The sequence below is a fragment of the Thalassobacillus sp. CUG 92003 genome (genome assembly GCF_013618635.1).
In the GTDB taxonomy this organism is placed as follows: domain Bacteria; phylum Bacillota; class Bacilli; order Bacillales; family Halobacillaceae; genus CUG-92003.
Map to the genome: position 1 here is coordinate 375095 of NZ_JABLSJ010000001.1, position 20637 is coordinate 395731.

Here is a 20637-nt window from a genome sequence, read left to right on the forward strand (position 1 = left end):
CCTGAAAGAAAAAGGGATCATCTGATCAGCTTTGAACCATGATGGATCCAATTGTCTATACAAATGGGGGACAAAAGATGGCAACAATCAAAGATGTGGCAAAACGAGCGGGTGTAGCCGTTTCTACTGCTTCTTATGCCTTGAACGGCGTAAAAAAGGTGAGTCCGGCTACTGTGGCAAAAGTTCAGAAAGCTGCCGAAGATTTGAATTATCAAAAAAATGGCATTGCTTCTGATTTAAAGCGAACACAAACGAATACGATTGCCCTTATGTTAAGTGACTTGTCTGGTCCTTATTATTCAGAGTTGATCAAAGGCGTTCAGGAAGTGACATCCGCCAATGGCTACGATTTGGTGGCATGCAGTTCAATCGGAGGGGAACAGTCGACAGCGATCAAATTTTTGAAGGAAAAACGTGTTGACGGGGTCATCGTGCTGGCGCATAACATCAGCGACAGCATGATCGTGAACGCTGCCCGCGAAAATTTTCCGGTGGTGGTGTTAGACAGGGAATTGGAGAGTGATCATGTCCTGCAAGTGGAAGTTGATAACCGGCATGGCGGGTTTCTTGCTACGGAATATTTGATCCATAATGGGCATCAGAACATAGCGTATATTAGCGGACCTTATAATTCCCATGATAATAATAAACGGTTCCAAGGGTATCGGAGTGCTTTGGAGCAATACAATATCACCTATCAATCAAAATGGAAAATATCCGGGGACTTTACGCGTGAAAGTGGTTACCGGGCCACTAAAATGCTGATTGCCCAGCATCATTTACCGGAGGCTGTGTTTTATGCCAACGACGAAATGGCGATTGGCGGTCTGCAAGCCTTTGCTGAAAAAGGTATCGCCGTGCCTGAGAATGTTTCGATCATTGGCTTTGATGATATTCAGCTCGCAGAGTATGTTTCACCGCCGCTGACGACCATCCGGCAGCCCAAATATGAGGCGGGGGCATTGGCTGTTCATTTGATCTTTCAATTGCTGACCTCCGAAAGCGTCGATCGCCACTATAATTTGGCCACCGAATTAATTGAACGGCAGTCCGTTCAGAATAACGCGTAAAACCTGAGGTCAACCGAATTCATTACGACAGGGCGTCTGTTTTAATGCATGTAGGTTGTCCCAGGTTTTCATTTTAAACGAATTAATAAATTCATTAAATTAATTAAAAGGAGAGAAAGCAATGCGAATAGGGTGCCATCTTTTGCCGTGGAACCATGTGCTGCAGGAACATGGTTTTTTGTCCCAGGAAGCAGACAAGGTGCTGAATTGGCTTAGGGAAGCAGGGTTTTACGGCATTGAAATGGGAGCACACTTCATCCCGGAAGGAAAGGAACAGGCGGTAAATGAAGTTTTACAATCACATGGGTTGAAATTTGAAGCGGCTCATATGGGGGTGCCGTATTTTACGGATGCATTTACGGACGATCACATGACGTTTTTGCTGCAGAAAATGGAACGACTCAAACATGCCGGAGCTAACCGTGTGTTGTTTAGTACATGGGGAGATCAGCAATCGGATGTAAGCCGGTTAGCTGACCATGTCCAGGCTTTAGGAGAAAAAGCAGCTGAGCACCAGCTCTCATTTTCCTACCATAATCATGACCATGAGTTTAAAGGGGAGCAAACACTAATCCGGCAGCTGCTCGCCGAAACGTCCGCAGCTTATGTGTCCGTGGCTTTGGATGTGGGCTGGGTTTTTAGGGCAGGTACTGACCCAGCAGATTTCATGGCAGAATTCCGCGAACGTATTTCCTATGTACATTTGCGCGACGTACGCCAGAATCGGTTTGTTGAAATGGGGGAAGGGGAGATGGACATTCCTGCCTTGTTTGCTGCTATGGAAGGCTATGTAGAAACCGCTACGCTTGAAGCAGAGTGGGGTGAGGCGTATAGCGGCACGTTTTCATCAGTCGAAGCGAGTGTGCGCGCCTCCCTTGCCTACTTGGAAACCTTGAAAAAATAACACGGAGGGATTGAAAGTATGAGCTTAAGAATCGGAATCGTCGGAACGGGGCAAACGATTGGGGTTGCATCGGATCATTTAGCAGGCATTCAAGCTGTACCGGAATGGGAGCTGACCGCCGTTTATGACATCGAACCCGAACATGCCCGTTTGTGGGTGGAGAAACATGAGCTTTCACCCGAGATCATCTGTTCGAGTCTGGACGCGTTGCTAGAACGAGTGGATGCGGTCACCATTTGTACAGACAACGCGTCACACGGCACGATCGCACGGCAAGCATTTGAGCGTCAGCTGCCGGTATTTTGTGAGAAACCCTTATCCATTAACTTCAAGGAGTCGAGGCGATTGGCTGACGATGCCAGAGAAGCCGGCGTGGTCCATTATATGGGGATGCAGTATCGCTACCATCCGTACGCTCAATTGATCAAAGAAACGATTGAAGCAGGTGAACTCGGGGATATTTTCTCTTATCGCCATAAACTAGGTGGAGGTCGAATCGGTAACCCTAATGTCGGATTGGAATGGCGAATGAAAAAGGAAACCTCTGGGGCAGGCTCGATTGCCGATTTCGGCATTCATCAAGTGGATTTGGTGCAATTTTTTCTGAACGCGCATTGCGGGGAAATTGCTGAAGTGCAGGCTGATGTCGGCACGTATGTCACCTCGCGCCAACTCGATGAATCCGGCTATGGCACCGTGACGAATGACGACCTTTCCGTTATCGTCATTCGAATGGAAAACGGGGCCCTTGTGACGCTGAATAATTCCAGGTTACTGCCGCAGGATGGAGATGGTTTGGAAATTGTCGGGACGAAATCAGCGATCTCGATGGATGTTCATGGCCATGTTTTCATGAGATCGCGAAATGCAGATGGTTCCTGGGCTGAAGAGAACGAAGAATTGAAAATAGAAGACCGGCATCAATTTTCCGGACTCGCCCGGGGAAAGCAATACCATGAATTTTATGAAGCGATTCAATTTAACGCGCCGTATGAATTGTCGTTTGATTATGCAGCTCAGGCAGCCAAAGTCATTGACGCAGGTATTAGGTCCAGTGAAGAACGGCGCAACGTGTTGCTTAGCGAAGTAGACGCGCCACAAAAAAGGAAGGAGTATGAGTGATGTCGCATCATAACCAACTGCAAACCGCTCCGCTTTTTGACCCTGAGACAGGTGTAGCGGTCATTAAGCCGCAGGGAAATGAAGCTGGATTTTGGGCCGGGGCTCCCACCGTACTATTTGATGAAAAGGATAGCACGTTTTATTTATACTACCGCCTTCGCAATCCCCGTGGCTATGGAGAAGACGAACGAGGCTTTGAAGTGAGGATCGCCAGCAGCAAGGACGGCGAACAGTTCACGGATATGTGGCGGTTGCATAAAAAGGAGCTGCAGTCGAGTTCGATTGAACGTTCTGCTCTTGTAAAAATACATGATCGACTTTATCGGCTTTACATCAGTTACGTGGACCCAGCAGACAACCGCTGGCGCATCGATGTGATCGAGGCTGCATCCCCGGCTGAATTTGACGCGGACCGCAGACAGAACGTTTTACGAGCAGGAGATTTCTCAGGTGTGGAAGGTGTAAAAGACCCTTATGTGGTCAAAACAGACGACGGTTATGTGATGTATTTCGTCTATGCAGACGGAGGAGCTGGTGAACCTGACCGTGATATGCATAAAACCGGGGATGTGCACAACACCGGCCTGGCTGTTGCCCCGACAGCAATGGCAACCAGTACGGACGGCCTCCATTTTGAATGGGTATCGACCATTTTACCGGTCAGTCGCTCAGGGTGGGACCAATATCAAGCGCGTCTCACAACAATCATTCCGTTTGCCGGAAGTTATACCGTATTGTGGGACGGCAGCGTAGGCGTCGAACAAAACTATGAAGAAAAAGCAGCTCTAGCAGTGACCGTTGATTTACACACGTTTGCCAAGGTGACCCCTGCCGGACCGGTGTTGGAGACAGCTGGAGGGAAAGCAGTCCGTTACGTTGATGCGATTGTGCATCGCAATGAAATCATGTACTACTATGAATACTCTAGGGAAGACGGGGCGCATGAATTGCGGCTGGCCAGGGTAAGCCTTTAATGCAAGCTGTAACGCGAGAAAGGAAGGTTGGTTATGTCATTTATTGGGCAAAACACAACTCGAGCAAAACAATTTAATCGCTCGTTGGTGTTTCAAACACTCATCCGTCTGCAATCAACGACGCGCCAGGAAATCGCGTCGAATACAAAATTGACCCCAGCGACCATTACGAACATCGTCAATGAATTCATGTCGGAAGGCATTGTGTCAGAAGCGGGCAGTCGGCGGAGCGAGTCTCAGAAAGCCGGAAGAAAAACGATGATGCTGGACCTTAATGAGCGAGCCCGTTTAGTGGCCGGCATCCACATTCGCAGTGATCGCGTCGAACTCGGCATTGTGACCCTGAAAGGAAATGTAATCGCTGAACAACAGTTTTGGCTGCCGGACGGGTGTGATCAACACGATTTTCTGCGTTTATTGAAAGATGAATTGACAGTATTTTTGAGAGCGCATGAAGATCTGACCGTAGCAGCGATTGGCATCGGATCGGTTGGCTTAGTGGACTTTGAGCGTGGAGTGTTATTAGAAGCCAAGCACCTGGGCTGGAACGAGGTGGCTTTGGTAAACGAGCTTCAAGCTGAGTATGCCGTGCCCGTCTATTTAGACCATAATGTACGCGGAATGGCCTTAGGGGAAAAGCTGTTCGGATCGTGCAAAACGGAAACAGATTTTTTAAGTGTATATATGGGCCAGGGGATCGGGGCCGGTATGTATGTGAATGATCAAATCTACCGCAGTGATGTGACTGGAGCAGGGGAACTGGGGCATGCCACGTATCAGCCAGAAGGAGAACCGTGCTGGTGCGGCAATCACGGGTGCCTGGAACGCTACGCATCGGAAGAAGCGATCTTATCCGAGTGGGGGATAGGGTCGGTGGATGAGCTGTTAAAGGCTTATGCAGATGGCGATGCTCAAGCCGATCGTGCCTTGCGCCAGGCAGGAAAGCAGATTGGCATCGTGCTGACTTCGTTTGTGAACATGTTCCATGTGAACCGTATCATTATTGGCGGTCGTTTGGCACAAGAAAACACACCGTTACTTGCCGAAGTCGACCATCACGTGAATACCAGGTCGTTTCTAGCCAGAAAAAGAGACGTGATAGTCTCGAGGACGTCGCTCGGTGAGCAGCTTGGGGTCACGGGCGCAGCGAGTGTGGCACTTTTATACGGTGTCATTTCCTTGGAAATCAACTAGAGCAAAGGGGGATGTCTCTATGAAATTGGGGTTTTTAACAAACGCGTTCGTTCAACAAGGATGGACGGATATCAAAGAAATTGCGGATTGGTCCGTGGCGAATGGGTTTCAAGCCCTGGAAGTCGGGCCTAACGTACCGTTTGAAGAATTGGAATCGGTCGTGAATGATGAGCGGATTACGGTGGGCGGGCTGACATACTGTCGAAATTTTTTGAGTGAGGATGAGGAAGAGGCTCGCATGCATCGGGTAGAATTAGTGCGGCGCATCAAAAAAGCCGGGGAACTCGGGATTCCGCTCGTGATCACCTCGACAGGGATTGCCAATGTTTCACCTCGGGAGCGGTATGATGATTACGACGCGATTCGCTCGAAGCCTGAAAATAGTCTGGATCAAGTCGTCGCATATTTTCGCGAGGTGGTAGAGCTGGCAGAAAGCGTCAACGTGAAACTCGCTTTTGAGAATTGTCCCTTGATGGGGAATATCGCCATTTCCCCGAAAATGTGGGAAGCGTTATTTGCTCGTTTGGACTCTCCCAATGTCGGTTTGACATATGATCCATCACACTCGGTGTGGCAGTTCATCGATCCGTACTTGCCGATCCAGGAGTTTGGCGATCGCATCTTCCACGTTCATGTTAAAGATACGGAAATCGATTACGACCAATTAAAACGGACAGGTATTTTAACCGATTTCAGCTGGTGGCGGTATCGGCTGCCAGGATTAGGCGAGCTCAACTGGTCCAAGCTTATAGCAGAACTCGCCGCCGTTGAATATGACGGCATGCTCAGCATCGAACACGAAGACCCAGTCTGGGAAGGCACCCTAACCAAAACCCAGCACGCCCTCCTCTTCTCCAAACACTACCTCGACCACGTACCTGGTACAAAATCGAATAAATGAAAACAGCCGGGTGTGCCAAAATGGCACGCCCGGCTGTTTTGAAAAACGTTGATGTGTACCAGGTACGCTTAAATGCTGGACCCCCAAAGAATGGGGGGATTTAGAGAATGATATAAGAGGTTAAAAGGTTGGGTTTTTCGCATTTTACTGAGTATAAAGCCTTATTTATAGAGGGATAGGGGTTTGAAAAAGGCAAAATTAGGTAATAGTTTTCCATTAGATTTGCTTCTAATATTTGTCATTTTATTGTATAATTGGTACAGAAATTTTAAAGGAGTGGAACCCTATATGATTGATACTCATTGCCATATACTCCATGGAATGGAGGAGGGTCCGGCTCATTTGCAAGAGAGTGTGGAAATGCTCAGACAAGCTGTAGATGAGGGGATTCATATTATCATGGCCACGCCGCGAGCGAATGGCACGTATGATATCCAGGCGGATGAGATTGATCAGCGTCTGGATGAATTGATTGAAGCGATCAATGAAGAGAACTTAGACATAACGGTAAAACCGGGCAATCTTTCCATTTTATCAGGAGATATTCTGGAAAATTATCAGCAAGGTTTACTTAAACCGTTGAATGAAAATGGTCGCTATGTATTAATTGAGTTTCCACCCGATCATATTCCTTCTTATACAACCAACCTTCTATTTAACATGCAAGTATCCGGATATACCCCTATCATTGCGCATCCCGAACAAAATAGTGCTTTGCGCGAACATCCCGATTTACTTTACACCTTTGTAAAAAACGGCGCAGTTACACAAATTGGCGCCCCTTCTCTTATGAAAAAACACGGTAAAAAAGTTGAAAAATTCAGCTACCAAATGATTGAGCACAATCTAGCTCACCTTATTGCCTCAGAGGCAAGAAATTCATCGGATCATACGTTTTTGCTGAGGGAAGCTTATGAGCAGCTTGAAAATACGTTTGGTAAGGAAACACGGTATGAATTTCTCGAAAATGCAGAACGGGTGTATAGTAATGAAGAATGCATTCAGTACCAACCTGAAGTGATTCGCAGGAAAAAACGTTTCGGCATTTTTTAATTTGCCCCTAATAAAGCGATCGCCTTATCACAGGCGATCGCTTTTTTCGTAGGCACGTTAGCCCTCTCCACCTTTGGGGGACCCTACAAATTTTAGTTCGGGCATGAACTGGGACACGTGCTGCTTGCTTTCCAGATAGACGTTTTGATGGTCCTCAAGATCAGCTTCATCAAGGTCGTGCATGGGGAGGACTTCAAAATTGTGAGGACCGGCGCTGGTCACATACGTCAATAGAAATTTAGGCCGTTTCACCTGAATCGTATCCTGTGCGTCTTTTCTTTTTTCCAAGTCGAATTTCAGGATGCCTCCGATTCGCTTTTTCAACGCTGTTTGACCGGAAAAGAAATTACCGAGCGAATACGCCGCCAGCATGCGGTTTCCTTGTTTTCCCTCCACCCATTCGATCGGCTGCAGAACGTGGGGGTGGTGACCGATCACGGCATCTACCCCAAGGTCCGCTGCAAACTGGACGACATTCTTTTGTAATTGATTAGGAAGCGGCTCATACTCGTCTCCTGCATGAAGACTGAGCACGACTGCATCTGCCTGCTGCTTCGCTTTATTGATATCCCGGCGCATTTGAGCGTAATCGATTGTGTTGACGAGGTACGATTGCCCTGTTGGTACAGGAATGCCATTCGTGCCGTATGTATAACTCAAAAAGGCGGTATCGATGCCGGCGTCCGATTGGAAAACACGTAAGCGTTCACGATCCCGCTGACTTTTATAAGCGCCAGTATACTTCATGTCTAATTTTTCCCAATGCGAAATGGCGCTTTTCACGCCTGCTGGGCCTTGATCAAGCGTGTGATTATTCGCCAGGGATACGACATCGATCCCCAACGATTTAAGCGTGTTACCCATACTTTTTGGCGTGTTGAAGGTGGGATAACCTGATAGTCCGTGTGCCTGCCCTGCAATCATCGTTTCCTGATTAGCGATGGAAATCGTGGTGTCATTCAAATAGGGTTTGACTTGTTTCATCATGGGCATGAACGCGTAGCCGTCATTCGTCTTTGCATCACGGTACACCCGTTTGTGGACTAATATATCTCCGATAGCGGAAATGCTGATGTTTTTTATAAATATATCGGGCTGTGCTTTTTGATGAGGATTATGCTGAGAAAACGAAATATGATCTGCTGAACGTTCCTTTTGTGTCGTTTCATCAGCTGCGAAGGGGTTGCAGCCGCTTAATAGTAATACGAATAGGGTTATGTACATTATTTTTGCATAATTTATCATATTAAGCGGTCTCCTTAAGGTCTAACGTTTTAAACAAAAAAGATTAACGATCGTCATATTATGACAATTATACCATTGTTCTATGCAAATCTGAAGCTTCTGATAGATGTGCATACGTTCTATTAAGACAGACCAGCATCCCCCTCACACGTCAAATTTAATAAGGCTGTCATAACAAAGGGCGACACCCTATTTGTTATGACAGCCTTATATGTATGACTTTTTAGAGAACGAATTGCTTTAATGCCAGCTGTGGTCGTTTGTCAGACCTGCTTCAATAAGCTTCTGGCGGATATTCTTGCGAATGCGCTTAATCGTGGAAGGACTTTGGTTGAATAACAGGGCAATCTGCTGAATGGATTTATCTTGCAGGGAAAGTTGAGTGGTGAGTTTTTCGCGCTGGCTTAGGTGGGCGTTTCGCAGTATGTCTATCGTGAGCAGGTTGTCCTGCCAAACATAAGCTGTTGAGGGGAGTAGTTGCGGGCCATATTTCTGTAGAAGTTCTGCCTGGTGGGAGGCTTTCCGGAACTGGGTCAAAAAGTGATAATAGAGAAGTGTTTCAAAGTGGGTGGAAAACTTGGCTCGGGAACGGTCGTAGGATTGTTCAGCTCTCAAGAACACGAGATAAGCATCTTGTAAATGATCATCCCATGAATCCTGGGCATTCAATTTTTTCAGCACGCTGATGGCGAGCCCTTTGTAGTCCATAAAATTTAAAGTAGATTTGTCGTTCGTTTGTACCATAACACAACCTCTTCCGTTAGATATTTTGTAATGATCATCTTACTTATATATCCATTATGCTTGAATTATGCAATATAACACAAGGTAAATTTTCAAAAAAATGAAAATTAATAGTATTTTTTGGAAATCAATGCGCTATTTTGCCTTTTTATGACCCCGACTCTTATCGGAAACACGATAACTGTAGTGGAAGGGAAATTAAGAGGAGGGATGGGATGGACGCATTTGAAAAGGTTGTGAAGGAGAACAGTCGTTTGATTCATTATTTTATCCATCGCTTACATATTCAGGATGACGCGGGCGACTATTACACAGAGGGATTGCTGGCTATGTGGGAAGCATATGAAACCTATGACTCTGCAAAAGGTTCCTTTTCTTCCTATATGAGTTTCAAAATTCGGACACGGCTGATTGATTTATTACGGAAAGACATACGACGGCAGGAGGTGGAAGCCGGTTACAGGCAGCAAGCGATACATGAACAAACTTACGTGACTGAGGATTACATTGAAGATCAGTATCTTTGGAATAAGGTTCAGTCTGTGTTGACCGACAAACAGTGGAAGTGGGTGTATTATTATGTTATCGAGGATTAGCCTGTTGCGGCAATTGCAAAAATCGAGCATACGACATGTGATGCCGTAAAAAATTGGGGAAGGCAAGCCCGTAAGAAATTACGGGATCATCTTTGTGAAAAAGGATTTTTCAGATAAATGGAGAAAGTAAATAGCAGGAGCAGTTTGAAATCCGCATACGCATGACCTCGATGACCACTCTTAATAATTGCGCTCGTGCAACCGAGATTCTCCCAAGGTTATTCACCTTATTTTTAAAACTTAGTATATAAGTAATGCTTTTAATAAAGGAGAGCACAGGGCATGAAAAAATGGTACAAATGGACATTAAGTGCGATGATTGGCCTAATCATAATAGGGACAGGTGTCATGGTGTACCTGCTGAGTGGTGATATACTTAACCAACAAGAGGATGGAGATATAACCGATGAAGCTGTTGAAAAAGGTGAGGCACAAGAAACAGAAGGCGAGAACCTAAGCAGCCTCTCTATTGAAAAATTTATAGCGGAAGGGCACCAGTATTATAATGAAACAGTTGGGTGGGGCCGCAGTGATTCATTAGATTGGATAAGTCAAAGTAAGCAGGCCGATAAAATTGTGGTTTTCATCAAAGAGGAACTAGGGGCTGATGCTCCTGTGGCTCAAGATGATCTACAAGCAATGGATGATCTTGCTGCAAAGATTATAGATGATCAGCAAACGGAGGATGTCGTGCAGATGCATCGCTACTTTCATGATTTGGATATAGCCATCAATGACTTTTCTGAGTACGAGAAGGTTTGGGGCGTCACCGATACATTAGATGAGAGGGACTGACTTAATCCAAGCGATTCAAGGGTATAGGTAAGTAATAGCATCATATAAAGAAGGAGAATGTTCCTATGGCTTACCACCATGTAGCATCCGTTATTTTACCTGATCGATCCGATATATTGTTCGAGAGCGGGATGATGGTTTACCAGGACATGCCATCTGAAATGTGGTATGTCATGCTGAATTTCATGAATGATTATCTATGGTTTGAGCAGTTCACGGCACGTGATGCCTTCGAAATCATCGTCGTTACGGAGGGGAGTCATTTTTTTCAAGGTCCCGTGTCTATTGAACGTTACGAACCTGAAAATGTGCTACTGCAAGGTTGTGGTCAATTGGTAGAATTATAATTTTAGCGCGGCCATTTCCCGCGTATTCGAATTATCCTCTTTATCTTTAAAAGCGTGCACTTTCATTTGAAGGCATGCTTTTTTTGTATTGGCTCTATTAAGGCATTAAAGGCTAGTGATCTGAAAGACTAGCTTTCAACATTTAAATAGAGAAATCCATTTTATAACCACCATAATTTTCCTCCTGTCGACAAAATTTTACCTTAATACTTGCCGAATTATGTAAAATCAAGTAATATATTAAAAATAGTAATTATTACAAGCCGCTGTTAACAATCTATTATTCTTTCGTGGACTGTTATAAGCAGGAGGAGAGATGTATGGAGAACGCAGAGGAATTAAAAGAATTACTAATGTCTTTGATTGACCGAGCCGACCAGGGCCTATTGACAGCAAGCGACCAGATGATCAACGAATTAATTCAGTCGATAAAGACAACGCGTCCTTAATACTGACGACGGTTTTTGGCTTATGTCATCGGACTAAGAATTCAGAATATGAGCAGGCTAAACATTAATGGCCTGGTCACTACTTTGAAAGGGTGTTAGGAACATGATTGAAGCAGATGAAAAAATCGCAAACGTAGGAGATATAGTCGTTTTCGAACGAGGTGGTCAAGAATTTAAAGGGAGAGTCATCCCGAGCAATTGTCAGCGATCAGCGATTGTCGACCTTACCATCATGGAGAATTTCTCATCAATTGATTTTGACCATGATCGAACGGTCGTTGCCCACACCAACTATAAAGTGATTGAAACAAGGGAATAAATAAACAAAACAGATGTCCTGAGCAGACAGATTAACTGTGCTTGGGACATCTGTTTTTTGTTAAAGTTTGTTGTTGATATGTGAAGTGGATATTTATCTCGAAACGGAGTCTTTTGCTGCTAAAGGGCAGAATTCTGTAAGACTTGATTTCGAGGTAGGACCTATAATCACGCTGTATGAAAGCTTTTTCAGTCAAAACTTCCTGTTACAGAAGGTCGTTTCGAGCACCTTATTGGTGTATGGTATTTGCTTATGCGTGTCGGAGCTCCCGGGGCGTTTGCGCCTTTGTTTTGATTTAGGCCCATGTAGCTCCTAGAACGCGCACCCAATTTTCGTGAGTGATTTTCTTCAATGCTTCATTATTGAAGCCGCGTTGCTGCATAGCTTCGATTAATTTAGGCAGCCCGGCCGCATCACCCACGGCACGTGGAACCGTCGTACCGTCAAAGTCGGAACCAAGTGCGACGTGATCGATGCCGACCCGTTCAGCGATGTATTCTATATGACGGATAATGGCTTCCATCGGGGTATCGAGGTTCGGCTTTCCGTCCGGATTTAACATATTCAAGGAGTATGTGACCCCTACGACGCCGTCTGATTCGCCGATTGCATCCAACTGCTTATCGGTCAAATTGCGTGACATGGGGCACAAAGCGTGCGCGTTCGAATGCGTGGCCACAAGCGGTGCGTCCGTGATCTGAGCCGTATCCCAGAACCCTTTTTCATTCAGGTGGGTCATATCAAGCATGATACCGAGCGCATTGCATTCTTTCACAAGTTTTTTCCCAAGATCAGTCAACCCGCTGCCTGTATTGGGCGAAGAGGGAAAGCGGAAAGGGACGCCTTCGCCGAATGCATTGGGACGGCTCCACACGATGCCTAAGGAACGAAGCCCGGCCTGGTAAAAGACGTGCAGGGCATCTAAATCTGAATCGATTGCTTCTGCCCCTTCCATATGGATAATGGCAGCCATCGTGTCAGTGTGGAGAGCCTGTGTGAGATTGTCGATATTCTTAATAATGCGCAGCCCTCCTTTCGACTGCTTTTCCAGTCGGTACATATCAGCAATCATGCGTTGTGATAACCGATTAGCCGACTCGTAATCAATAGCAGCAGCTATCGGGATATCATAACCGTGCTCGGTGAGGTGGTTCTGAGGGTTATTTTTAAAAGAAGGGGTGGGGCTGTAGATAGCAAAGAATCCACCAGCCAGGCCTCCTCTGGCGGCTCTGGGGAAATCGATATGCCCTTCGGCAGATTCTTCGAAAAACGCAGTCTCAAGGGGCTGGTCGGTTTCATGTAACTTTAACAAAACATCATTATGTCCATCTATGATAGGGAAATCGTCCATTTTCATTCTCCTTTATGAGCATGCTATCAAATATAGCATGGGTGATGGTGAAGCGGTTCGCATAAATAAAATCGTACCGTTATCGCGGGGTGATTGCAACAAAAGTTTGTCTCGAGATTCATAAATATTCGTGCTGAAGCATTCGGGTTTGATCCAGGCTTGCCCCCTTGAAAAAGGTTGAAAAGGTCCGGTCGGCCAGTCCCACCACCGAAGCATCTGAACGGAACTTACTGAACATATTATTCATGCTTGCAAAAATGATGAGGCCGCTTTTGGGCGTAACCATAAATAAATATCATGCCAGATTTAAACAGCCTTCGAAATGGTTTGTCATATTTTCTTACAGATACGTTGACTTTCCTACCCCCGCGTGGAAAAATGAGATTGTCAGACAGGGGGCAGCGCGTTCGTCGTTGATTTGAAGAGTCTTCTGAGCGGAATTGGCCCTCTTGTTCATTCGAATTGTTCGAGTCTTGAAAAGAATTCTTTGACGAATTTATAAAATACTTTTTCTGAAGGCGCCAACTCGCGGCTGCTTGGTGTAATGATGCCTACCGTTCTTCTGACATGTGGAATTTTGATCGGTAATTTCACTGTGTGGCGCGGTATGGAGTGATAAAAGGTGCTCTCCGGTAGCAATGTAACACCTAATCCGGCCGACACGAGGCCTTTGATAGCATCCAAGTCCTCTCCTTCCGACAAGATCGTGGGGGAGAACCCTGCTTGTTTACAGGCGTCCACGACAATGTCGCGCAAAATATACCCTTCAGGAAACAAAATGAATTGATCATGTTTAAGGTCGCTCAGGATAATGCTGTCGCTATCGGCTAAATAGTGGTCGAGCGGGAGTAAAGCTGATATACTTTCTGTAAACAGGATGTCACTCGTCACATCCGGATCTTTCTTAGGGACCGGACCTAAGAACGCCAGATCAATGTCCCGCTTTTTAACGGCGTCAATCAAATAATGATAGGAGCCTTGCCGCAATTGGAAGGCCACATTAGGATGCTGCTCTTTAAAAGATGAAATGACGGTCGGCAATAGATGGCCGGCCAGACTCGTAGGGAACCCGATGTGGATGACCCCGCGGTCCGGGTCCAAATACTCCTCGACTTGTTTGGAAGCGTGGTCGATCGCTTTAAGGGCACTTTTCGTGTAATCAGCGAAAATTTTGCCGATCGGCGTTAATTTTATATTCCGCCCTTCACGCTCAAATAATTTCACTCCTAGTTCATTCTCCAAATTCGCAATCTGTCGGCTGACCGCAGATTGGGCCACGTGTAAGTGTAACGCTGCCTCTGAAATATGTTCTCGTTCTGCAACTTCAATAAAATAATGTAGCTGACGTAGCTCCATGACGGGCTCCTTCCTCGATTCATATCAATATTAGATGGGTTTGTTCTATATTATATATTGTTTAGAACATTTTGAAAACTTACAATGATTGTAATAGACTCTTCAAATTTTGAAAGTACGAACGTGGGAGGTATATCATGAAATACAACCAGATGCCGGAGGCACAAGGCCTATACCATCCTGAATTAGAACATGATGCATGCGGGATCGGTCTTTACGCATCACTGAAAGGTGAAGCGACGCATGAGATTGTTCAAAAGGGATTGTACATGCTTTGTCAATTAGACCATCGCGGCGGTCAGGGGAGCGACCCTTTTACCGGTGATGGAGCAGGGGTAATGGTCCAGATCCCTCATAAATATTTTAAAAAGACGTGTCAGGACATGAATCTGCCTGAACGCGGTCGTTACGGCGTCGGTATGCTGTTTTTTTCTGATGAACAGGCGCGCCAGACTGAAGAAGCACGCATCAACCAATATATTGAAGCAGAGGGTCAGACCGTTTTAGGTTGGAGGACTGTCCCTGTCGATGCATCCAAGTTAGGCGAATCTGGTCAAAACACCTGCCCGATTATTCGTCAAGTCTTTGTAGGAGCAAATGATGCTCTTCACGAAGAACTTGCTTTTGAACGGAAATTGTACGTGATTCGCAAGCAAGTGGAGAACTGGGCGAAATCAGAGGATAGAGAATTCTATTTTGCAAGCTTTTCCAGTCGCACCATTGTGTACAAAGGGCTGCTTTTGCCTGAACAGGTGGACGCATTCTATCTGGATACGCAAGACGAAGACTTTATTTCTGCCTTCGCTTTAGTACATTCACGTTTTAGCACGAACACGTTTCCAAGTTGGGAACGTGCCCACCCTAACCGCTATTTGATTCATAATGGCGAAATTAATACGATGCGCGGGAACATCAATTGGATGAGAGCGCGCGAACACCAAATTGTGTCTGACGCATTTGGTGACGACTTAAATAAACTTTTGCCTATCCTTAATGATAATGGAAGTGACTCTTCTGTGCTAGACAATGCATTTGAATTCTTTGTGCTGGCTGGGAGAAAGCCTGCTCATGCAGCGATGATGCTCATCCCGGAACCATGGGCGCAAAACCCGCATATGTCTCAGAAGAAACGGGCGTTCTATGAATATCACACGACGTTGATGGAAGCATGGGACGGTCCGACATCGATCACCTTTACGGACGGGAAGCAGATTGGCGCGATTCTGGATCGGAATGGCCTGCGTCCAGCGCGTTACTATGTGACCAACGATGATATGATTGTTTATTCTTCAGAGGTTGGCGTCATCGATGACATGGATGAAGAAAATATCCGTTACAAAAACCGTCTGAGTCCAGGAAAAATGCTGTTGATCGACTTAGAGGAACACAGGATCATTTCGGATGATGAAATCAAGACAGAGATGGCTGAAGCAGCTCCTTATCGCAAATGGCTCGATGACAATCTGCTCAAACTCGATAAAGGCACCCAGCTTGTTGAAGAAGATTCACCTGAGGAAATCTTTTTGCGCCAACGCGCGTTCGGTTACACGTACGAAGACCTTCACCAGTATCTCTTGCCCCTGGTCAAGGAGGAAAAAGATCCCGTCGGCGCAATGGGGAACGATTCTCCACTGGCTGTACTGTCTGAACGTCCGCAGTCTCTATTCAATTATTTCAAGCAATTGTTTGCCCAGGTCACGAACCCGGCCATTGATTCCATTCGTGAGAAGATCGTCACCTCAACGATGACGCTGCTCGGCTCGGAAGGCGATATTCTCCATCCCGATGCGAACAATTGCCGTCGGATACAAGTCGATTCGCCTGTGTTGTCGTATAGTCAAATGCACGAAATCCAAACGAACCATGTGGCTGAATTTAAAAGCCGTACCATTGATGCCTTGTTTTATGAAGATCTTGAGAGTGAACTTCAGGAGCTCTGTGAAGAAGCAGAGCAAGCGATCCAAGAAGGGGTCAGTCTGCTGGTTATCTCTGATCGAAAAATGGACGTCGACAAGTCGCCTGTGCCCCCATTATTAGCGGCAAGTGCTTTGCATCAGCACTTGGTGAGCAAGGGGATACGAACGCGGGCCAGCATTATCATCGAATCCGGAGAAGTGCGTGAGGTGCACCATTTTGCTTCATTGATTGGCTACGGAGCTGATGCGATTTATCCTTACCTCGCTTATGAAAGTTTCCGTCAAATGATTAACGACGATACGCTTGAAATGGGGCTCGATGAAGCGGTCGAAAAATATATGGACAGTGTGACGACAGGAATTGTTAAGGTCATGTCTAAAATGGGCATTTCCACCATTCAAAGCTATCGCGGTGCGCAAATTTTTGAAGCGGTCGGCATCAGCACGGACGTCGTCAATCGATATTTCACCGGCACCGTATCACAATTAAGCGGAATTGGACTGGATATCATCGCGCAAGAAGCAAAGCATCGTCACGATCATGCCTATGCGGATTACCTCAGTGAAGCTCTGCAGCCAGGCAGTGATTTTCAATGGCGCAGCACAGGGGAATTCCATGCCTTTAATCCGAAAACGATCCACACCTTACAGTGGGCTTGCCGGAGAGAGGATTATAACCTGTTTAAAGAATATTCCGAAGCCGCAAATCAGGAACGCATCGGTTTCTTGAGAAATTTATTTGCGTTTAAAAACGATCAATCTGTGCCGCTCGAGGAAGTGGAATCTGTGGATTCGATCGTGAAACGCTTCAAGACTGGCGCCATGTCGTTCGGCTCGTTAAGTCAGGAAGCACATGAAACGCTGGCTGTGGCTATGAACCGTCTTGGTGGAAAAAGCAATAGCGGTGAAGGCGGCGAACATCCGAACCGTTATGAAGTTGAAGAGAATGGGGATCTGCGCAGAAGTGCGATTAAACAGATCGCTTCAGGACGCTTTGGCGTCAATAGTCATTACTTGGTCAATGCTGACGAACTGCAAATCAAAGTGGCGCAGGGAGCTAAGCCAGGAGAAGGCGGCCAGCTTCCCGGGAAAAAAGTATATCCGTGGGTGGGCGATGTCCGAGGTTCCACACCAGGCGTTGGTCTGATTTCACCGCCTCCTCACCACGACATCTATTCCATCGAAGATCTGGCGCAGTTGATTCACGATTTGAAAAATGCGAATCGGGACGCCAAGATCAGTGTTAAATTGGTGGCCAAATCAGGTATTGGAACCATTGCTGCCGGTGTCGTGAAAGGGTCAGCTGATGTCATCACCATCAGTGGCTATGAAGGAGGTACAGGTGCTTCCCCGAAAACGAGTATTAAACACACTGGCCTGCCGTGGGAACTTGGCTTAGCGGAAACGCATCAAACCTTGATGCTGAACGATCTTCGGGAACGGGTCACGCTTGAGACGGACGGTAAGCTGATGACAGGCCGAGATGTTGTCATGGCTTCCTTGCTCGGAGCCGAAGAATACGGCTTTGGTACTGCCCCTCTCGTCGTTTTAGGCTGCATCATGATGCGTGTCTGCCACAAGGATACGTGTCCGGTAGGGGTGGCGACTCAAAATCCCGAATTGCGCGCTAAATTCATGGGCAATGCCGATCATGTGGTGAACTATATGCGGTTTGTCGCTGAAGAAGTACGCGAAATCATGGCTGAACTTGGCTTCCGTTCCATGGATGAAATGGTCGGTCGCACCGACGTACTGGAAGTGAGTGAGCGAGCCAAGCAGCATTGGAAAGCAAAATATCTCGACCTTTCCAGGTTGATTTATCAGCCGGAAGGCGGCCGTATTTGCCGTACCGAGCAAAATCATAAGATCGATCAATCGCTTGATGTCACAACCATTTTGCCTGCTGTTGCAGAGTCCATTGAAACGCGGAAACCGATCGAATTGAGTTATCACATTCAAAACGTCAATCGCGTGGTTGGTACCGTTGTCGGCAGTGAGGTTTCTAAACGATATGGAGCCGCGGGCTTGCCTGATGATACCATCCGTTTGCGATTCGATGGGTCAGCCGGCCAAAGCTTTGGCGCATTTGTGCCACGAGGCATTTCCCTGCTGCTTACCGGTGATGCAAATGATTATGTCGGTAAAGGTCTATCAGGCGGCAAAATCGCCATTACGACACCTAAACGAGCTACCCAGTCTGATGACGACATCATCATAGGCAACGTTGCCTTTTATGGGGCAACGGGCGGCGAAGCCTATATAAACGGCAATGCCGGGGAACGGTTTGCTGTCCGGAATAGTGGCGCCGATATCGTAGTTGAAGGCGTGGGAGATCATGGGTGTGAATATATGACGGGCGGTAAAGTCGTCGTCCTCGGTGACGTGGGTAAAAACTTTGCTGCAGGGATGTCAGGCGGTGTTGCCTACGTTTATGCTGAAGATCATGCTGCTTTCAAATCCTTGTGCAATCACGGTTTAATCGAATTTGAAACATTAGAAGACCTTGAAGAAATCAAAGGTGTGCATGCAATGGTGCGCAACCATTATCTTCAGACAGACAGCAAGAAGGCGGCCCGTTTACTGGATCATTGGAAAACATCCGTGCCTAACTTTGTCAAAGTAATACCGAAAGACTATAAACAGATGTTGAAATATATCGAAGACGAACGTTTAGCTGGTGCTTCTGAAGATGAAGCTGTCATGAGCGCTTTTGAACAGAAAACAGGTCAGAAGGTTCAGGACCAGCAAGCATCTAAAGAACCCGAAACGTTAATAAACTAAGAAAGGAGAAAGGATAATGGGTAAATCAACAGGATTTATGGAGTACAATCGTGAAGAAGCGCGGGAACGCGACCCTCATTCACGCCTGCAAGATTGGGGAGAGTATACCGCTCCTTTCTCCGATGAAACGCTGAGCAGGCAAGGGGCACGCTGCATGGATTGCGGCACGCCGTTTTGTCATACGGGGATTGAAATTAATGGGACGGCTTCGGGCTGCCCGATTAACAATCTCATCCCCGAATGGAACGATCTCGTTTATAAAGGCAAGTGGAAAGAGGCCTTAGAACGTCTGATGATGACGAATAATTTCCCTGAATTCACAGGCCGGATTTGCCCGGCTCCTTGTGAAGGGGCTTGTACCCTGGCTATCAATGAACCAGCGGTTGCGATCAAAAATATTGAACGCGCCATCATTGATAAAGGGTTTGAAAATGGGTGGATTCAGCCGCGTATCCCGAAACAACGCACCGGTAAGAAAATCGCTGTGATCGGATCAGGGCCAGCTGGCCTATCAGCAGCCGATCAACTCAACCAAACCGGCCACAGTGTCAAGGTATATGAACGTGACGACCGCCCCGGCGGCCTGCTCGTTTATGGGATTCCGAACATGAAACTGGAAAAAGACCTCGTCGAACGCAGGATTGATTTGCTGCGTGAGGAAGGCATCGAATTTGTCACGAACACAGAAGTTGGCAAAGATGTCACTGAAGCTGAGTTACGCTCTGAACATGACGCGGTCATCCTTTGCACAGGTGCCCAAAACCACCGTGACTTGAACATTGAGGGCAGTGAAGTTGAAGGTGTCCAGTATGCCATGGACTATCTGACAGCCGCTCAAAAGCACTTGTTCGGTGAAGAGGACGAAAACTATGTGGATGTCGAGGGTAAAGATGTTATTGTGATTGGCGGCGGTGACACGGGGGCTGACTGTGTTGCAACAGCCCTTCGTCAGAAATGCCGCAGCATCGTGCAATTCGGTAAACACCCAGAACTACCACAAGCACGACCGTCTGACAACATGTGGCCAGAACCACCGAACGTCTACACGCTCGATTATGCTTATAAAGAAGCAAAAGAAGTATATGGCGACGATCCTCGCGCTTATTCCGTGCACACGAAAAAAATGGTCGCAGATGAGCAGGGACATTTGAAAGAACTGCACACCATTCAATTGGAAAAAGTACAAAAAGAGGATGGCTCGTATGAGCATCATGAGGTTCCCGGCACTGAACAAGTATGGCCCGCTCAACACGTCTTTGTTGCGATCGGGTTTGTCGGACCTGAACAGCCAGTCCTGGAGCATTTTGATGTGAAGACGACGAAACGCTCGCGTGTGGCAGCTGTTTATGGAGATTATTCGACCAATGTGGATGGCGTATTCGCTGCCGGCGATGCCCGCAGAGGTCAAAGTTTGATCGTCTGGGCGATTAATGAAGGCCGGGGCGTTGCACGACAGGTCGATTATCACTTAATGGGAAGCACGGTTTTACCAGCCTGACTTACAATCATATCTACCTTAA

Annotated in this window: 19 protein-coding genes; 14 read left to right on the top strand and 5 right to left on the bottom strand. The window is 46.6% G+C overall.

Annotation, left to right across the window (positions count from 1 at the left end; all coding sequences use genetic code 11):
• Positions 1-77 precede the first annotated feature (77 nt).
• From HOP45_RS01715 to HOP45_RS01745, 7 genes are all read left to right on the top strand, one after another.
• On the top strand, positions 78-1070 hold the full coding sequence (locus HOP45_RS01715; RefSeq protein WP_181347166.1) for a LacI family DNA-binding transcriptional regulator: 993 nt from the start codon (positions 78-80) through the stop codon (positions 1068-1070).
• A 121-nt stretch (positions 1071-1191) separates the two neighbouring features.
• Positions 1192-1974: a sugar phosphate isomerase/epimerase family protein gene (locus tag HOP45_RS01720; RefSeq protein ID WP_181347167.1), complete on the top strand. Its 783-nt coding sequence runs from the start codon at positions 1192-1194 to the stop codon at positions 1972-1974.
• A gap of 18 nt (positions 1975-1992) precedes the next feature.
• A complete protein-coding gene (locus HOP45_RS01725) occupies positions 1993-3096 on the top strand; it encodes a Gfo/Idh/MocA family protein (RefSeq protein WP_181347168.1) in 1104 nt (367 codons plus the stop codon).
• Entirely contained in the window at positions 3096-4070 is a 975-nt protein-coding gene (locus HOP45_RS01730) for a glycoside hydrolase family protein (RefSeq protein ID WP_181347169.1), read from the top strand. Before HOP45_RS01725 ends, HOP45_RS01730 begins: the two co-directional genes overlap by 1 nt.
• A 33-nt stretch (positions 4071-4103) precedes the next feature.
• On the top strand, positions 4104-5264 hold the full coding sequence (locus tag HOP45_RS01735) for an ROK family transcriptional regulator (RefSeq protein WP_181347170.1): 1161 nt from the start codon (positions 4104-4106) through the stop codon (positions 5262-5264).
• A 19-nt stretch (positions 5265-5283) separates the two neighbouring features.
• Positions 5284-6165 carry a sugar phosphate isomerase/epimerase family protein gene (locus tag HOP45_RS01740; RefSeq protein WP_181347171.1) on the top strand — a complete coding sequence of 294 codons (882 nt, stop codon included), beginning with the start codon at positions 5284-5286 and terminating at the stop codon, positions 6163-6165.
• Positions 6166-6453: 288 nt separating this feature from the next.
• Positions 6454-7218 carry a tyrosine-protein phosphatase gene (locus HOP45_RS01745; RefSeq protein ID WP_181347172.1) on the top strand — a complete coding sequence of 255 codons (765 nt, stop codon included), beginning with the start codon at positions 6454-6456 and terminating at the stop codon, positions 7216-7218.
• Between the two features lie 57 nt (positions 7219-7275).
• On the opposite strand, the gene HOP45_RS01750 is transcribed toward HOP45_RS01745, so the two are convergent.
• Together HOP45_RS01750 and HOP45_RS01755 are read right to left on the bottom strand one after the other, a co-directional pair.
• On the bottom strand, positions 7276-8463 hold the full coding sequence (locus tag HOP45_RS01750; RefSeq protein WP_181347173.1) for a CapA family protein: 1188 nt from the start codon (positions 8461-8463) through the stop codon (positions 7276-7278).
• A gap of 240 nt (positions 8464-8703) precedes the next feature.
• Positions 8704-9207: a sigma-70 family RNA polymerase sigma factor gene (locus tag HOP45_RS01755; protein ID WP_181347174.1), complete on the bottom strand. Its 504-nt coding sequence runs from the start codon at positions 9205-9207 to the stop codon at positions 8704-8706.
• 215 nt (positions 9208-9422) lie between these two features.
• Between HOP45_RS01755 and HOP45_RS01760 the strand changes: the two genes are divergently transcribed.
• From HOP45_RS01760 to HOP45_RS01775, 5 genes are all read left to right on the top strand, one after another.
• On the top strand, positions 9423-9803 hold the full coding sequence (locus HOP45_RS01760) for a sigma factor (protein ID WP_181347175.1): 381 nt from the start codon (positions 9423-9425) through the stop codon (positions 9801-9803).
• Between the two features lie 282 nt (positions 9804-10085).
• Positions 10086-10598, top strand: coding sequence for a hypothetical protein (locus HOP45_RS01765; protein ID WP_181347176.1), 513 nt, complete (start codon positions 10086-10088; stop codon positions 10596-10598).
• Positions 10599-10663: 65 nt separating this feature from the next.
• A complete protein-coding gene (locus HOP45_RS01770; RefSeq protein ID WP_181347177.1) occupies positions 10664-10945 on the top strand; it encodes a hypothetical protein in 282 nt (93 codons plus the stop codon).
• Between the two features lie 320 nt (positions 10946-11265).
• Positions 11266-11394, top strand: coding sequence for a hypothetical protein (locus tag HOP45_RS20605; RefSeq protein WP_255437439.1), 129 nt, complete (start codon positions 11266-11268; stop codon positions 11392-11394).
• Between the two features lie 103 nt (positions 11395-11497).
• Positions 11498-11713: a YkvS family protein gene (locus HOP45_RS01775; RefSeq protein WP_181347178.1), complete on the top strand. Its 216-nt coding sequence runs from the start codon at positions 11498-11500 to the stop codon at positions 11711-11713.
• A 295-nt stretch (positions 11714-12008) separates the two neighbouring features.
• Here the strand turns inward: HOP45_RS01775 and HOP45_RS01780 are convergent, their stop codons facing one another.
• The 3 genes from HOP45_RS01780 to gltC all read right to left on the bottom strand — a co-directional run bounded on the left by HOP45_RS01780 (position 12009) and on the right by gltC (position 14420).
• Positions 12009-13064, bottom strand: coding sequence for a dipeptidase (locus HOP45_RS01780; RefSeq protein ID WP_181347179.1), 1056 nt, complete (start codon positions 13062-13064; stop codon positions 12009-12011).
• A 118-nt stretch (positions 13065-13182) separates the two neighbouring features.
• Positions 13183-13350 carry a hypothetical protein gene (locus HOP45_RS01785; RefSeq protein WP_181347180.1) on the bottom strand — a complete coding sequence of 56 codons (168 nt, stop codon included), beginning with the start codon at positions 13348-13350 and terminating at the stop codon, positions 13183-13185.
• 167 nt (positions 13351-13517) lie between these two features.
• Complete coding sequence (gene gltC / locus HOP45_RS01790) at positions 13518-14420, bottom strand: glutamate biosynthesis transcriptional regulator GltC (RefSeq protein WP_181347181.1); 903 nt, start codon at positions 14418-14420, stop codon at positions 13518-13520.
• 137 nt (positions 14421-14557) lie between these two features.
• On the opposite strand from gltC, the gene gltB reads away from it, so the two are divergent.
• Complete coding sequence (gene gltB, locus HOP45_RS01795; protein WP_181347182.1) at positions 14558-19117, top strand: glutamate synthase large subunit; 4560 nt, start codon at positions 14558-14560, stop codon at positions 19115-19117.
• Positions 19118-19133: 16 nt separating this feature from the next.
• A complete protein-coding gene (gene gltD, locus HOP45_RS01800; protein ID WP_181347183.1) occupies positions 19134-20615 on the top strand; it encodes a glutamate synthase small subunit in 1482 nt (493 codons plus the stop codon).
• Positions 20616-20637 lie beyond the last annotated feature (22 nt).